At 69.2% G+C, this 15442-nt stretch carries 13 protein-coding genes; 4 read left to right on the top strand and 9 right to left on the bottom strand.

From position 1 onward, the window contains the following. Positions 1-163 precede the first annotated feature (163 nt). The 5 genes from ACYVF7_RS51155 to ACYVF7_RS51175 all read right to left on the bottom strand — a co-directional run bounded on the left by ACYVF7_RS51155 (position 164) and on the right by ACYVF7_RS51175 (position 5949). Complete coding sequence (locus tag ACYVF7_RS51155) at positions 164-1471, bottom strand: PhoH family protein (protein WP_460354266.1); 1308 nt, start codon at positions 1469-1471, stop codon at positions 164-166. 162 nt (positions 1472-1633) lie between these two features. Further along, complete coding sequence (locus ACYVF7_RS51160) at positions 1634-2395, bottom strand: isoprenyl transferase (protein WP_460354268.1); 762 nt, start codon at positions 2393-2395, stop codon at positions 1634-1636. Positions 2396-2429: 34 nt separating this feature from the next. Continuing rightward, positions 2430-3053 carry a hypothetical protein gene (locus ACYVF7_RS51165; RefSeq protein WP_460354270.1) on the bottom strand — a complete coding sequence of 208 codons (624 nt, stop codon included), beginning with the start codon at positions 3051-3053 and terminating at the stop codon, positions 2430-2432. Between the two features lie 327 nt (positions 3054-3380). Continuing rightward, on the bottom strand, positions 3381-4916 hold the full coding sequence (locus tag ACYVF7_RS51170) for a phosphoenolpyruvate carboxykinase (RefSeq protein WP_460354273.1): 1536 nt from the start codon (positions 4914-4916) through the stop codon (positions 3381-3383). A 508-nt stretch (positions 4917-5424) separates the two neighbouring features. Then, entirely contained in the window at positions 5425-5949 is a 525-nt protein-coding gene (locus ACYVF7_RS51175) for a hypothetical protein (protein WP_460354275.1), read from the bottom strand. Between the two features lie 114 nt (positions 5950-6063). On the opposite strand from ACYVF7_RS51175, the gene ACYVF7_RS51180 reads away from it, so the two are divergent. Then, positions 6064-7593, top strand: coding sequence for a DHA2 family efflux MFS transporter permease subunit (locus ACYVF7_RS51180; protein ID WP_460354276.1), 1530 nt, complete (start codon positions 6064-6066; stop codon positions 7591-7593). Further along, a complete protein-coding gene (locus tag ACYVF7_RS51185; RefSeq protein ID WP_460354278.1) occupies positions 7574-8191 on the top strand; it encodes an acyl-CoA-like ligand-binding transcription factor in 618 nt (205 codons plus the stop codon). Before ACYVF7_RS51180 ends, ACYVF7_RS51185 begins: the two co-directional genes overlap by 20 nt. 58 nt (positions 8192-8249) lie before the next feature. On the opposite strand, the gene ACYVF7_RS51190 is transcribed toward ACYVF7_RS51185, so the two are convergent. Beyond that, positions 8250-9401 carry a C40 family peptidase gene (locus ACYVF7_RS51190; protein WP_460354280.1) on the bottom strand — a complete coding sequence of 384 codons (1152 nt, stop codon included), beginning with the start codon at positions 9399-9401 and terminating at the stop codon, positions 8250-8252. A 380-nt stretch (positions 9402-9781) separates the two neighbouring features. Further along, entirely contained in the window at positions 9782-11767 is a 1986-nt protein-coding gene (locus ACYVF7_RS51195; RefSeq protein WP_460354283.1) for a thioredoxin domain-containing protein, read from the bottom strand. Positions 11768-12005: 238 nt separating this feature from the next. Between ACYVF7_RS51195 and ACYVF7_RS51200 the strand changes: the two genes are divergently transcribed. Next, positions 12006-12371 (top strand): hypothetical protein, encoded by a 366-nt coding sequence (locus ACYVF7_RS51200; RefSeq protein ID WP_460354285.1) that lies wholly within the window; start codon positions 12006-12008, stop codon positions 12369-12371. Between the two features lie 76 nt (positions 12372-12447). Here the strand turns inward: ACYVF7_RS51200 and ACYVF7_RS51205 are convergent, their stop codons facing one another. After that, the gene (locus ACYVF7_RS51205; RefSeq protein WP_460354287.1) at positions 12448-13707 is read right to left on the bottom strand and encodes a hypothetical protein; all 1260 of its coding nucleotides are present in this window, start codon (positions 13705-13707) and stop codon (positions 12448-12450) included. A 237-nt stretch (positions 13708-13944) separates the two neighbouring features. Further along, the gene (locus ACYVF7_RS51210; protein ID WP_460354289.1) at positions 13945-14706 is read right to left on the bottom strand and encodes a hypothetical protein; all 762 of its coding nucleotides are present in this window, start codon (positions 14704-14706) and stop codon (positions 13945-13947) included. Between ACYVF7_RS51210 and ACYVF7_RS51215 the strand changes: the two genes are divergently transcribed. Then, a complete protein-coding gene (locus ACYVF7_RS51215; protein ID WP_460354292.1) occupies positions 14674-15420 on the top strand; it encodes a hypothetical protein in 747 nt (248 codons plus the stop codon). The two genes, ACYVF7_RS51210 and ACYVF7_RS51215, sit on opposite strands and share 33 nt — an antisense overlap. Positions 15421-15442 lie beyond the last annotated feature (22 nt).

Here is a 15442-nt window from a genome sequence, read left to right on the forward strand (position 1 = left end):
GCACAATCGGCTGAATTTGCACTCCTAGCAGGGTTTTCCGAAGAGCCACTATCGTTATGTGACGTTGGTCACACCATGACAGTGGTCATTCGGGCGACTCCGGCACGTGACGAAAAGGGGCTCCCCCGATCGAATCGAGGGAGCCCCGTACGTCGTACGCGGATCAGACGCCGACGTCGCCGAGCGTCTCGGTGACGAGAGCGGCGATCGGCGAGCGCTCGGACCGGGTGAGGGTCACGTGCGCGAACAGCGGGTGGCCCTTGAGCTTCTCGACCACCGCGACGACGCCGTCGTGCCGGCCGACCCGCAGGTTGTCCCGCTGGGCGATGTCATGGGTGAGCACCACGCGCGAGCCGGTGCCGATGCGCGAGAGCACCGTGAGCAGCACGCCGCGTTCGAGGGACTGCGCCTCGTCGACGATCACGAAGGAGTCGTGCAGCGAGCGGCCGCGGATGTGGGTCAGCGGGAGCACCTCGAGCATGCCCCGGTCGAGGACCTCCTCGACGACCTCCGGCGTCGTCATCGCGGACAGCGTGTCGTACACCGCCTGCCCCCACGGCGACATCTTCTCGTTCTCCGTGCCGGGGAGGTAGCCGAGCTCCTGCCCACCGACGGCGTACAGCGGCCGGAACACCACGACCTTGCGGTGACTGCGGCGTTCGAGGACGGCCTCCAGGCCCGCGCACAGCGCCAGCGCGGACTTGCCGGTGCCGGCCCGCCCGCCGAGCGAGATGATGCCGATCTCCTCGTCCATCAGCAGGTCCAGTGCTACCCGCTGCTCCGCCGACCGTCCGTGCAGACCGAAGACCTCCCGGTCGCCCCGGACGAGGTGCACCGACTTGTCAGGCATCACCCGCCCGAGCGCGGAGCCGCCCGCCGAGATCAGCCGGAGACCCGTGTGGCACAGCAGATCCCGCGCCTCCTCCAGGTCGAGCCGGCCGTTGTCGTACAGATCCTCCATCTGCTCGGAGCCGATCTCGAGCTCCGCCATGCCGGTGTGGCCGGTCTCGACGACCGCCTCGGCGCGGTACTCCTCCGCCGTGAGGCCGACCGACGCCGCCTTGACCCGCAGCGGCAGGTCCTTGGACACGAGCACGACGTCGTGGCCCTCGTGGGACAGCGACAGCGCCACCGAGAGGATCCGGGTGTCGTTGTCCCCGAGCCGGAATCCGGCCGGCAGGACGGACGGGTCCGAGTGGTTGAGCTCGACTCGGACCGTTCCACCCTGATCACCGACGGGGAGCGGCTCGTCCAGGCGGCCGTGGGCGACCCGCAGGTCGTCCAGCGTGCGCAGGGCGTTCCGCGCGAAGTAGCCGAGCTCCGGGTGGTGGCGCTTGGCCTCGAGTTCGGTGATCACGACGATCGGGAGTACGACCTCGTGCTCGGCGAACCGGGTCAGCGCCCCCGGGTCGGCGAGCAGAACGCTGGTGTCGAGGACGTACGTGCGCCGGGTGGCGGAAGGTGTGGCCACTCGTTCTCCTTCGGGCACCAACCCAGGCGAGTCGCCCGGGAGAGCACCCTTTCCTCGGGGGGACCTGGTACGACGCTAGGCCGATGGAACCGCCCGAGAACAGACGCGCACCGATTCCTAACACGGCCGTAATCGGCCTGTCGGAAACGCGTAACAGACGGTTCAGGAGCCGTAGCGCCGATGCCGCGCGACGTAGGACCGAATCGCCCGCAGGAAGTCGACCTTGCGGAAGTCAGGCCAGAAGGCCTCGCAGAAGTAGAACTCCGAGTGGGCGCTCTGCCAGAGCATGAAGCCGGACAGGCGTTGCTCTCCCGACGTACGGATGACGAGATCCGGGTCGGGCTGGCCGCGGGTGTACAGATGCTCCGCGATGTGCTCCACATCGAGGATCTCGGCCAGTTCCTCGATGCTGGTGCCCCTGCTGGCGTGCTCGTGCAGGAGTGAGCGCACCGCATCAGCGATCTCACGTCTACCTCCATACCCAACCGCGACGTTCACAATCAGACCAGGAGCGTCAGATGTGCTTTCGGCGGCCTGCTTCAGCACACGTGCGGTTTTGTCGGGCAGAAGGTCGAGCGCGCCGACAGGCTGGACGCGCCAGCCCTGGCCGGCCAGGTCCTCCACGGTGTTCTCGATGATCTGCAGCAGGGGCTCGAGCTCCTCCGCCGGGCGGGAGAGGTTGTCCGTCGACAGCAGCCACAGGGTGACCACCTGGACGCCCGTCTCCTGCGACCACTGGACCAGCTCGGAGATCTTGTCGGCGCCCCGCTGGTGGCCCCTGGCGACGTCGGCGAGGCCCATCGACCGCGCCCACCGGCGGTTGCCGTCGAGGATCACGCCGATGTGCCGCGGTGTGGTGTCAGGGCTGAGCCTCGTCTCGAGCCGTCGCTCGTAAAGCTTGTAGACCAGGTCTCGCAAGCCCATATGCCCGCACCTTCTTCATCGACGCCAGGGGGAATCAGCAGTCAATTATCGCCCCGGAGGGCGCATGCCGGGCGCGTACCGGTGAACTCGCGAAGACGTCTCGGTAATCGGCGCCCACCCGGCGCGCCTCGTACACCAGGGTCGCCAGGAAGTCGGCGAGCTCCTCGGAGGTCAGTACGGCCCGTACGCCGTGGCCGTCCGAGCCCCAGGCCTCCACGACCGCCCTGCGGGACCGCCGCCACTCTCCGCCGCGGTCCCCCGGGCCGGACAGCCAGGTGCAGGACGTGCGGAGCGTACAGCGGAGCTCGCCCGCGCCGGCCGTGTCCGTACGCTCCCGGCGGCGGAACGCGAAGAGCTCGGGCTCGCGGGAGACGAGCCGGTCCCGTCCCGGCGTGCCCGCGTCCGCGGAGGCCGGGTCGGGGAAGCGGTCGGCGTCGTCGGGCCAGGAGCCGGCCTCCGGCGAGCCGTCGACGCGCGCGGCGGTCACCCGGCGGGCGAGCGTGGCCAGGAAGTACCCGCAGCGCTCGCCCACCGCGCCGAACGACCGCCCGTCACGCCGGAGCTCGAGTGTCACCTCGTACGGGGTGCCGCCCCGGTCCCGGGACGGGACCATGATCACCTCGAGCCGCGACCCGTCGACGCAGCGTAGTTCTGCCACATGAGTAAGCGTAGATTGCTGTTTTGGAGCAAATCGAGAGCTCGCGGGATACTTGACCGGACGTTCAATCTGACTTCGCGCCATCGGCGGTTGTGAAACGTCCGGTGGCTGCGCTCTGCCGCCGACCGTGAAACTTCTGGTCTCGCGTGCTGTGCCGCCGGTCGTGAAACACCTGGTCGCGCATGCCCTGGCGCCGGTCGTGAAACACCTGGTCGCGCATGCCCTGCTGCCGGTCGTGAAACGTCTGGTCCCGCGTGCTCGGCCGCCGGTCGTGAAACGCCCCGGTGGCGGTGCTCCGCCACCGGGGCCACCCATCCCCGGGATTGGTCAGCCGATCGATTTGACGATCGCCTCGTCCAGACCGGCGAAGGACGAAAGATATTCCCGCCGCTCGGCTTTCAAACGCTCGACCATGGCGTCGTACTGCTCCAGGCGGCCCTGCCGCTCGTACAGCCGCCGGGGCTGGAGGATCTCGAGGTCGTCGACGCCCGGCAGGGACGACGCGATCTCGTACCCGAAGTCGGGGTCGTCCTCCCACTCGATCGTGTCCTCCACGATGGCCTGCACGATCGCCGACGAATGGGGGATCGTCACCTTCTTGGCGCGGTCGTCGCCCTCACCGCCGCCGACGCGTCCGGTGTTGAGCACGAACACCTTCAGCTCGTGGCTGTCGAGCAGCTCGAGCATCCGGTTGCCCATGTCGGCCATGTCGCGGGGGAAGAACGGGTTGGTGCCGGGCACCCGCAGGAACTTGCCCTCCTCGTCCTTGCCGCCGGCGCTCGTGCCCGTCGTCTCGCCGAGCATGAAGTACGCGGCCGCCTGCGCCCGGTCGAGCCGGGCCACGCCCGGGACGATGTTCTCGTTGCGGTTGAGGATCAGCAGGAACTCGGCGGGCTCCACCTGGTCCGCCGGCCACGGGTCGACGTACTTGAACGGCCAGGTCGTCCGCCCGTTCTTGGTGTAGGAGGTGTCGAAGAAGTCGACCTTGCCGTCGGCGTCGACCGAGACGTTCTCAAGATATGCGTCGGGCTTCACCGTGGCGTTGTAGATCGTCGGCTCGAATTTCGGGTCCAGGCCGAATGTCTTGGCGAAACAGCCGTTCTCGGTGGTGTAGACACGACCTTCCGGCATCAAGGCGAGGAAGTCGTCCTGCACCGGTTTGCTGCCGAGCTGGGTGGTGAAAGTCGTCGTCGTCTTGCCCGTGCCGGACAGGCCGACGATGAGGACCGTCTTGTTCGCACCGCCCACCGGGATCACTTTGCATCCGGCATGCAGGGAAAGGCCACCGCGCTCATATACGATGTTGTTCCACATCCGCAGGCCGCCCTTCTTGGACTCCCCGAAGTAGTCCGAATTGAAGACCCGCGTGATGTTCGCATTGAGGTCGACCGCGATGAGCCGGTCGTTGGGGTAGCCCTCCATCGGGAGGTTCGGGGTGTACACGACGGTCGTGTCGGGGTCCCAGGTCGCCGGGTCGTAGTCCTCCCCGGCGGGGTAGTAGAGCTGCTTCTGCATCCCGGCGATGTTGGCGTTCGCGGCATCGATGACCAGCCGCGCCTTCGTGCGGAAGGCGGGGTCGCTGCCGATGTGGCCGTCCACCACGACCACGTCCCGCCCGGCGAGGTGGGCGTCCTGGGCGGCCGCGACGCGGTCGTACTCGTCACGGGTGATCGTCTGCTTGGCGGTGTTGGTGGAGTCCTCGACGATGTAGGTGGACTTCGCGCTCCGGCTGTCCACCCGGGCCTTCACCACCACGTTGCCGAACTCGGTCAACCGGGAGTTGGGCATCTTCTCGGTGAGTTCACGCAGTCGGGCCGCGGTCGGATTCCACTCGACGGACCTGGCCTTGACCTCGTACGCCACGATCGCTCCTTCGCACGGGGACACCCGATGGGTTGTTGGTCGGGATTTCGTGAGTGTACCCACGTACGGCATTTTGAACATCCCCCCGTCATGCACTTGTCAGCGGAAGGAAGGTCGTTTATGGCGAATTGGTATAGACCTTTGGATTAGACCACTGGATTAGACCTTTGGTCTGGACCGAACGGCGTCTCTTGATCGGCCTTCTTGACAATTCCTCGTTGTTTCACGCGCGTTTAGGACTTTCTCGAATGCGGAAGCCGAGGGGCGAGCCTCGGCAGTCTCAGGCAGAGGCGCGCGAACCGTGCCCGAGCCTGGGCACCGCGCCCCGCGCGCGGTCTGGACCCCGCATCCCATGCGCGCTCGGCTCGGGCCTGGACCCCACGCCCCCGTGCGCGCTCGGCTCGGGTCTGGACCCCGCATCCCCATGCCCGCTCGGCTCGGGCCCGGCGTCCGTGCCCCGCGCCCGTTCGGCGTCAGGCCCGAGGTCGGCACCCCCGTCGGCTCCACGTCAGACCTGGGGGCCCGCGGCCCTCGCCCGCTCCACGTGCAACAGCGCGTCACGCAACTCGGCCAGCCACTCGTCGGCGTTCTTCCCGACGAGACGGACGCACCAGGCGAGCGCGTCACTACGGCTGCGCGCCACCCCGGCGTCGACCAGCGTGTCGAGGACCCTGCGCTCGGGCTGGCGGAGGCGGGTCATCACCGGCACGGACAGCGTGGTGAACATGACCTTCTCATCGCCGCACTCGACGCCCCAGGAGACCTTGCGGGCGAAGCGGTGCTCGGCCTCGCGCGCGATGCCGATCCGCTGGTCACGGGTCTCCTCACGGAAGCGCTGGATCTGCCCGGCGACGGCCTCCGCACGCTCGGCGTCGGACGCACCCTCGGCGAGATCCGGCTCGGCGAGCCGGCCGATGACGCTGATCTCCTCCCGGTCGAGCACAACGCTGGGCGGTCCGTCGAACCAATCCTCGGGCAGGCGACCGGAGAACCATCCGCGGAGCTTCTCCTCCGCTGCTTCTGTCGTAGTCATGTAATCATGATTACACGGCACCTGGACTGCGCCAAGAGCTGCGAGAGGTTGACAGCGGACCACTTTTGACAGTTACTCTCTTTTCATAGAGACCATCATTGAGGAGAAGCTGTCATGACCTCCCTCGGATCCCGGCGGTGGTGGGTGCTCGGCGCCCTCGTCGTCATCCTCCTGGCCGTCGGCCTCGACCTGACCGCGCTCAACGTCGCTCTCCCGACCCTCTCCGCCCAGCTGGACGCCGGCACCAGCGCGCTCCAGTGGATCGTCGCGTCGTACACCCTCGTCTCCGCAACCCTCCTCATCCCCGCCGGGCTGATCGGCGACCGGTACGGCCGCAAGAAGACGCTGCTCGCCGGTCTGGTGCTGTTCCTGGCCGGTTCGGTGCTCGCCACGCTCGTCTCGAGCCCCGCCGGCCTGATCACCGCCCGTACGCTCATGGGCGTCGGCTCGGCGGCCATCACGCCGCTGGCGATGTCGGTGCTGCTCGTCGTCTTCCCGCCCGAGGAGCGGCCGAAGGCGCTCGCCGCCTGGACGGGCGCGTCCTTCCTGGGCCTGCCGCTCGGCCCGATCATCGGCGGCTACCTGCTCGACCACTTCTGGTGGGGCTCGATCTTCTTCATCAACATCCCCGTCTCGGCGGTGGCCCTGGTGCTCGGTCTCGTCCTGATCCCCGAGTCCCGGTCCACCACGGCGCCCCGGCCGGACTTCGCCGGCCTCCTGCTGTCGACCGGCGGCCTGGTCGCCGTCGTGTACGGCACCATCCAGGAGGAGGACTACGGCTGGTCGAGCCCTGGTGTGTGGGGCGTGATGACCGCGGGCGCCGTCGCCCTCGTGGCCTTCGTGCTGTGGACCCGGCGCGTCCGCCACCCGCTGGTCGACCTGGGTCTCTTCGCCGACCGGAGCTTCACCGGGGGTCTCGTCCCGGCCACGCTGATGACCTTCGCCATGTTCGGCGTGCTCTTCGTCGCCCCGCAGTACTTCCAGGCCGTCCTCGGGACGGGCCCGCTGGGATCCGGGGTCCGGCTCCTGCCCCTCATCGGCGGTCTGCTGGCGGCCTCCCGGCTGAGCGCGCTGCTCGTCAGGCGGCTCGGCGCCCGCGTCACCATCGCCGCCGGCGGACTGGTGATGGCCACCGCGATGGTCGCCGGCGCCACCACCACCGCCGGATCGGGGTACGGCCTGGCCGCCGCCTGGCTGACCGTCGCGGGCCTCGGCATGGGCCTGATGCTGCCCGCCGCGATGACGGCGGCGATGGGCGCGCTGTCAGCCGAGCAGGCGGGCGTCGGCTCCGCCGTTCTCATGACCGTGCGTCTCGTCGGAGGGGCGTTCGGAGCCGCCGTCCTGGGCAGCCTGCTGTCCTCCGGCTACCGCGGGCACGTGGACGTGGCCGGGCTGCCGCCCGCGGCCGCCGAGGCGGCGCGGGCCGGGGTCGGCGGCGGGCTCGCGGTGGCCGGGCGCCTGCACGACCCGCAGTTGCTCCACTCGGCGCGGGCGGCGTTCACGCACGGCATGGACGTCACCCTCCTAGCGGGGGCCGGGATCATGGTGGCCGCGGCGATCCTCGCCCTCATCCTCCTGCCGCGCCGAGGTGCCACCGCCCCCCTGAGTAACGGACAATCGACGCATGAGTACGTCTCCGCTTGAACGGTCGCTCGAACAACGTCTCGGCCTGCGCGAACGGAAGAAGCTGAAGACCCGGCGCTCCATCCAGGAGCACGCGCTCCGGCTCTTCCGGGAACAGGGGTACGACGCGACGACCGTCGAGCAGATCGCCGAGGCGGCGGAGGTCTCCCCGAGCACGTTCTTCCGGTACTTCCCCACCAAGGAGGACACCGTGCTCACCGACGAGTACGACGCGTTGATCGTCGACGCTATCCGCGCGCAGCCGCCGGAGCTGCCTCCCGTGGAGGCGTTGCGCAACGTCATGGGCGAGATGGTGAGCGACATGGTGACGGCGGACCGGCAGCGGATGTTCGACCGGACGCGGATGATGCTGTCCGTCCCGGCTCTGCGGTCACGGCAGTGGGACCAGACGAAGGTCACCCAGCACGTGATCATCGAGGCGCTCGCCGACCGGGTCGGCCGACCGGCGAGCGACTTCGAGCTTCAGGCGTTCGTCGCGGCCGTCATCGCCGTCTGGGAGACGGCCATACTCGGCTGGGTGGAGGCCGACGGCGAGACCGACATCGTCGAGCTGCTCGACCGCGGGGTCGACTTCCTCATCGCGGGCTGCCCCCTGTGACACGCCGTGCGCCGCTCACGCGGCGTGCGGCAGGTCCCAGGGGTCGCCCCGGCAGGGGTCAGGCCTTGGTGGCGGAGAGCTGGGGGTTGACGCGGATGGCGCCCCAGAAGTTGTTCAGGTAGACGTCCTGGATCTGGATCAGGGTGCCGGTGTGCCGCGCGACGACCATCTTGTTGTTGCCGAGGTAGATCGCGATGTGCGAGACGCCGTTGAAGGTCGGGTCGTTCTTCCACGTCAGCAGATCGCCCGGCTGGGCCTGGCTGTACGGCAGCCGCCAGCCGGTGAACGCCTGGATGTCGGCCGTGCGCGGCATCTTGATGCCGGCCTGGGCGAAGGCGTACTGCACGAGGCCGGAGCAGTCGTAGCCGCCTTCGCTGTCCGACTCGCCGCCCCAGACGTACGGCATGCCGATCTTGGACTCGGCGGCCCGGATGACGGTGCTGACCTGCGTGGCGGTCAGCACGCGACCGGGAGAGCCGGCGCCGCCGCCGGGCACGGTCGGGCCGTCGAACCGCGACTCGAGCGTGGCCATCTTGGTGCCCTTGGGCAGGAGCTTGGCCAGCTGCTTGCGGAGCTTGACGAGGTTCGCGTGCGGGGCGCTGACGAGCAGGGCGTTGCCGGACGGCATGCCGATCGTCTGCGCGGTGTAGTGCGAGACCACCGCGTCGACCTGGTCGATGCCCATCGTGGCGTAGGCGCCGACGCGCACGGACGTCTGGTGGCTCTGGCCGCCGATCTGCGTCTGGGACGCGAGCGGGATGCCGCCGTCCTGGCCCATCGTGAAGGAGATCGCGACGTCGCCGCCCGCGATGTTGTTCCACAGGGCGTCGGACTTGGCGCTCGCCTCGGGTGTGTAGGCGCGGAACGTCGACGGCTCGACGCCCAGAATGCCCACCCGCTTGCCGCCCACCAACGCGCGCGCCGCGTCGACGACCTCCACGGCCTTGACGTCCTTCGCCTGGCGGACCTTCTCGACGGCGTCCGCGGGAAGCGACTGCGGGGAGGCGATCAGGAGGTGCGGGGTGATGGTCTTCTGGAGCCCGGCCACCCGGTAGCTCGTGCTGTCCGCCGCGGCGACATAGCGACCGTCGGCGAGCTGCGTCACGGGCTTCAACGGCCCAGCCAGCACGATCGCGAAATCGGCGGCGACGGTGGTTGCCAGTGAAATGCCCACGACCGTCGGCAGCATGCGGCGGCTCGCCCAGCGCACGGCGCCCTCCCTCGTCCCCAGTGCGTTGTACGACTATGACCTACGACCGCGATGGTCGTCCAGATGCCCACGCGCCTCGTCGGCCACTGTTGTCCGCCCGTTCGGCACGCCGTGCGGGCGCTCGTTCTGAGGTAACACTGCCGTAACGCAAAGATCAAGCCCGCACGGATCAATATTGACAAAGATTCCAATGAGTCCGACTACAGAGCGGGCCGATCACGACATTACGGTCCGGCCGGATGCGATATCGGTGTCCGCCGGCCGCGATCGGTGCTCCGCCATCATGGCCCGGCCGGATGCGGTACCGGTGTCCGCGACCGCGATCAGCGCTCCGCCATCATGGGCCTGCCGGATGCGGTACCGGTGTCCGCCGACCGCGATCAGCGCTTCGCGGCGGCCCGGATCTGCTCCTGCAGGCCGCCGACCTCCGTGACCGGGAGCCGGCACGTGAAGTCGCGGCAGACGTACGCGGCGGGCCTCCCGTCGACCGGTGTCCGGCCCTCCAGCAGCGGCACTCCGGTTCCGGTGGCGACGACCGCGGGCAGCGCGCCGAGCAGCGCCGCCCGGTGCAGTTCGCGCGTGCGCGGATCGTCCGCCGGGCCGGCGATGGCGATCTCCAGCGGCCCGGCGAGCACCGCCTCGGCCACGGCGAGCCCCCACCCGGCGAAGCGGGAGTGTCGCTGGGCGAGCGGCGTCACGGGGCCGAGGGCCGCGAGGGCGGCCTCCCGGTGCCGGGCCGAACCGGTGAGCGCGGCGTACGACAGCAGCGCTCCCGCCGCCGCGAACCGGCCGGAGGGGGTGGCGTTGTCGGTGGGGTCCTGCGGGCGCTTCCACAGGCGCTCGGCGTCGTCGGCGGTGTCGTAGAGACCGCCGTGCCCGTTGGCGAACCGTTCCAGGACGACGTCCAGGAGTTCCCCGGCGAACCGCGCGTGGGCCGCCTCGCCCGTCACGCCGTACAGCGCGATCAGCCCCTCGGCCAAGTCGGCGTAGTCCTCGAGGACGCCCGCGTTGGTCCCGGCCTGGCCCGCGCGCGAGGTGCGCAGCAGTCGCCCGTCCCGCCAGTGCGTCTCCCGCAGCAGCCGTACCGCGTCCTCCGCGGCGGCGACGAGGTCCGGCCGCTCGAAGTACGCGCCGCATTCCGCCAGCGCCGCGATCGCCAGGCCGTTCCAGGCGGCGACCACTTTGTCGTCGCGGCCCGGCGGGACCCGCCGGGTCCGCGCCTCCAGCAGCACGGCCCGGATCCGCGCGTACCGCTCCTCGTCCTCGGAGTCCGCGCGCAGCTGCAGGACGGACATGCCGTTCTCGAACGTGCCGGCGCCGGTCACCTGGAACAGCGCCGCCGCGTACGCCCCGTCGTCCTCGCCGAGGACCCCGGCCAGTTCGCCGGGCGTCCAGACGTAGTACGCGCCCTCCTCGTGGCGGCCCTCGGCGTTCTCGCTGTCCGCGTCGAGGGCGCTGGCGAGCCCGCCCTCCGGCGTGCGCAGGTCCCGGAGCATCCAGTCGCACGTCTCCAGAGCGACGCGGCGGGCGAGCGGGCCGCCGGACAGCCGCCACCAGTGCGCGTACACGCGCGCCAGCAGGGCGTTGTCGTACAGCATCTTCTCGAAGTGCGGCACGGCCCAGTGGGCGTCCACCGAGTAGCGGGCGAACCCTCCGCCGAGCTGGTCGTACATGCCGCCCCGCGCCATCGCCTCGAGCGTGCCCTCGGCCATCGCCAGGCCGTCGCCGCCCCGGGCGGCGTGGCGGAGCAGGAACTCCAGCACCATCGACGGCGGGAACTTCGGCGCCGCACCGAACCCGCCGTTCGCCCCGTCGTACGACCGCGCCAGGTCGCGCACGGCCGCGTCGAGCACCTCCGGCTCCAGGGCGCCCTCACCGCCGATGGCGGCCTGGCCGGCGAGCGCGTCGACGACCTTCCGCCCCTGGGCGATCACGTCGTCGTGCTTGTCCCGCCAGGCCTGGTCGACGGCGCGCAGGAGCTGCTGGAAGTGCGGCCGGGGGAAGTAGGTGCCGCAGTAGAACGGCTCGCCGCCGGGCGTCATGAAGACGGTCATCGGCCAGCCGCCCTGACCCGTCATCGCCTGGGTGGCCTCCATGTAGACCGCGTCGACGTCGGGGCGCTCCTCGCGGTCCACCTTGACGCTGACGAACAGCTCGTTCATCAGCCGCGCGGTCTGCTCGTCCTCGAAGGACTCGTGCGCCATCACGTGACACCAGTGGCATGCGGAGTAGCCGACGCTCAGCAGGATGGGCACGTCCCTGCGCCGTGCCTCCTCGAACGCCTCATCCCCCCACGGAAACCAGTGGACGGGATTGTCCGCGTGCTGCAGCAGGTACGGGCTCGTGGCGTTCTTCAGTCGGTTCATCAATGGTCCCGCCGTCGATGGGTGCGTCCGGTGCGGGCGCGCCCTCCACGGCGCGTCGCCCGTCGCGCGTTCAGTGCCTCGTCCGTCCGCTCTCCGCGCGTCTCGCGCCTCGATGCGTCCCCTGCCCGGAGTGCGGGCCGTGAACCCACCGTATTCGTACGGCGTGGCGGGTTCACGGGCACCGGGTCCGCAGAGGACTTAGTCTGTCGGCATAGTCCCGAACGTCGGAGGGCGCACAGTGGATCCGGTATCGGTGTCGGCGCTCGTCACTCTCCTGTCGAAGATCTTCGATGGGACTACCGGCAAGGTCGGTGAGCAGCTCTGGGACAACCTGAGCTCGGTCGTTCGGCGCGCGTTCGGCCGTCGCAGCACGTCCGTCGAGGCCGCCAAGCGCCTCGGGGAACGCCCCGGCGACGCCGACTCGATCAGGGCCCTGGCCGAGGCCCTGATCGCCGACTCGGCCCGCGACCCGCAGGGCGCGGTCCAGGTCCGCCACTGGGTGGCCCGGGCCGAGCACGCGCTGGCCGGCGACGGGGCCGTCGGCAACACCGTCACCGGCGACGTCGTCCGGACCCGCGACTTCCACGGCGACATCACCTTCTGAGCGGAACGGCGCGGTCCGTAAGAACACGCCCGCCGCGCACCCGGCGAATGGCGGCCGGCCCCCGAGTCGGCCCTGGTCAGCCGATGACGCCTGGACCCGCCCCGTCGTCGAACCATGGATCTGAACGCCAGTTCTCGGTCGTCGGGCCCTGAAGCGATCCGCCGATCACTGGCGTTATGGGCGAGGTCCGCACGTCGGCGAACGTCGGGGACGTCGATCTCGGCGCGTCAGGCGTCGGTCGGTGCGGGGAGACCGGAGGAGCACCCACGGCAGATCCGCCCAGAAGCCGAGCGGGAAGTCCGCCGAAGGGCAGGTCATACGCCAGCGTTCGAGGACGCCGATGGTCGACCTGACGGTAGCGCTCGTTCAGCCGGTCGAAGGCGTCCGTCACCGCGTCGGCGCGGCCGCTGGGGAACAGCTTGAGAAGACCCTTCAGCTGGATCGGCGCAACGATCTCTTCGATCGCCTTCCCCGATTCCTCAGCCGTGGTGGAGAGTGAGCGAGCGAAACCTCCCAGGCCCCGCGCAGTGCCCTCGATCCGCCACAAAGCCGTCTGTGCCGCCGACGCGGCGGTGCCGTGCCATGTCGTGCTCAGCTCGACCGCTACCCGGTAGATCTCCGAACCCAGCGAATCGAGGTGATCGGCCATACCGAGCCACATCATGCCGAGCGAATAGTGCTCGGCCCATGCCGGGGTCCGCTGCAGTACGCGAAGGCGCTCCGCGATCTCCTCGACATGGAGGAATGGGGGCTCGCTGCCGGGCAGCGTGACGGATGATGCGAGAATTCCTCGCATATGCCGGGATGGCAGTATGACACCCGAACCGGGCAGTGAGATGTCCGGAATGGTGCGCTCTGCCGGATCGCCGGACCGAGGCACCCACCTCTCGGTACTCGTCACCTTTTGCCACTCACGCATTTCGTGGCCGCCCCGTCCCGGGGCGAGATGCCGGCTGATTTCGGCGATCGCCGCCTCGATCACTCGCTCGTGACGACGATAGTTCGCGGCGTTCTCCTCAAGGCGGCGCGCCGCGGTTGCGAGGTTCCCCGCCAGCGCCGCATAGATCGCGAAAGTGTGTTCCAGAGACTGCCGGTATGCGATCCAGAGGGCAGACGCCATGTACCACTCGCCGAATGCGCGGTTCCTCACAGCGGGATGGTCGAAGGCGGAAGAAGCGGCGTGGACCGAGGCAAGAGCTCCCGGAGCCGACGACCGAAGGTGGGCGACGAGGCCCGCCAACCCTACGGATCCAGCGATGAGACGGTCGTAGTCCCACGTCGCCTCGCCGCGGCCTCCCAGGCCCGGCCAATCAGGACGATACGGGACATTGACCATCGATGCACCTGCCAATCGCTCCGAGCCCGTACGTCGCCGGCCGAACGTGATCGAGTCGACTTCCCTACCCCAAAAGGCCGCTTCTCACCATTCACATGAATAAACTGCACCACCGTGAGTAACGATAGCGTAGCCGAGACCGAACTGCGCACACGTATGGCTGCACAGGAGGTCATTCACTTTTCGGGCGACATTCCGGTCGAAAAACGGACAATCCGTAATTCGGTACTCCGTGAGCTACTCCTGGGACTCGACAAGGACGAGACCGATCCTCGCGGGATCGAGATCACCGGCGCGCACCTCACCGGCGATCTCGATCTGGTCGATGTGACCCTGCCGGTCGGGCTTCATCTGATCCGCTGCGAACTGACCGGCTCGCTCTGCCTGCAGGGAGCCCAGCTCGCCCGTCTCATCCTCCAAGGCTCTCGCATCCGCGACCTGAGAGCGGACGGTGTTCAGGTCCAGAAAGGGATCAACGCTCAGGAAATCCATTGTCAGGGGGAATTCCGGCTCATCGGCTCGACGATCGAAGGCCAGCTCAACCTGGCCGGAGCCACGATCAGCGGAGACGGTCACTCCGGTCTGCTCGCCGATGGCATGCGGGTCGGCGGGGACGTCCTGCTCCGGCAGGCGAAATCGGGGCGCCCCTTCGTCGCGCGAGGGGACGGCGGCGGAGCGGTGCGTCTGCTGGCCGCCGAGATCGGTGGCAACCTGGACTGCGAGAGGGCCGTGTTCAACTCCGCCCAGGCAGCGGCGTTCGACGGCGAACGCACCCGCATAGGCGGCAACGTCATCCTCCGGTCGATACGGTCCCGGGGCGACGTCATACTCCAAAGAGCCTCGGTGCGCGGCCAGTTGAACTGCAAGAACGCCGAGCTCGACGGCCTCGTCGCCGACGGACTTCAGATCGATGACGACGTCATCCTTTCCGGACTTCGCGCCGAACGCGTCGGGCCGGATGCGACGGTGTCCCTGATCGGCGCCCGGATCGGCGGGCATCTCATCTGCGATGAGGGCGAGGTCGCCGGTCCCGGCCTGTCCCTCGACCTCAGGTTCGTGACGGTGGGCAAGGCGCTCAGCCTGCGACTCGACTTCTTCGCCGCGCGGGATGGCGGCACGGTCGGCTTGGACGGGCTGACCTATCCGGCCATCCCCTATGGGATGGAACCTGACGAGTGGCTGGCCTTCCTCCGCCACCGGACCGAGGGGCATGCGGCCCAGCCGTACCAGCAACTCGCCACTGCCTATCGCGCGGCCGGGCGAGAGGACGACGCACGGATGGTTCTGATCGCGCAGCAGGATCACAGGTCGACCGATCCTCGGCTGGCGCGACGCACCCGGCTGCGGTTGCGCCTACTAAGGCTGGCCCTGGGATACGGCTACCAGTCGTGGCGGGCACTGATCGGACTCCTGCTCAACTTCGTACTCGCGGTGGTCGTCGTGATCGGGGCCGCGCACACGTCGGCGGCCGTCCGTACCCAGGCGACCGAGCACAGCCCGCCGAGGCCGTGCTCCTTCGTCGACCAGATCGGTCTGGGCGTCGACCTGGCCATCCCCCTCGTCAACACGAGCTCCCGGCAGCGCTGCAACCTAACGGCGACGAAACCGAGCGAAGAATGGATCGTCGCCGTCGGCTGGGTGTTCCAAATCGTCGGATGGGCTCTGGCCACCCTCTTCGTCGCCGGGTACACCGGTCTGATCCGCAAAGGCTGAGTATCAGCGATACGAAGGCCGG

The organism is Actinoallomurus acanthiterrae (genome assembly GCF_054775715.1).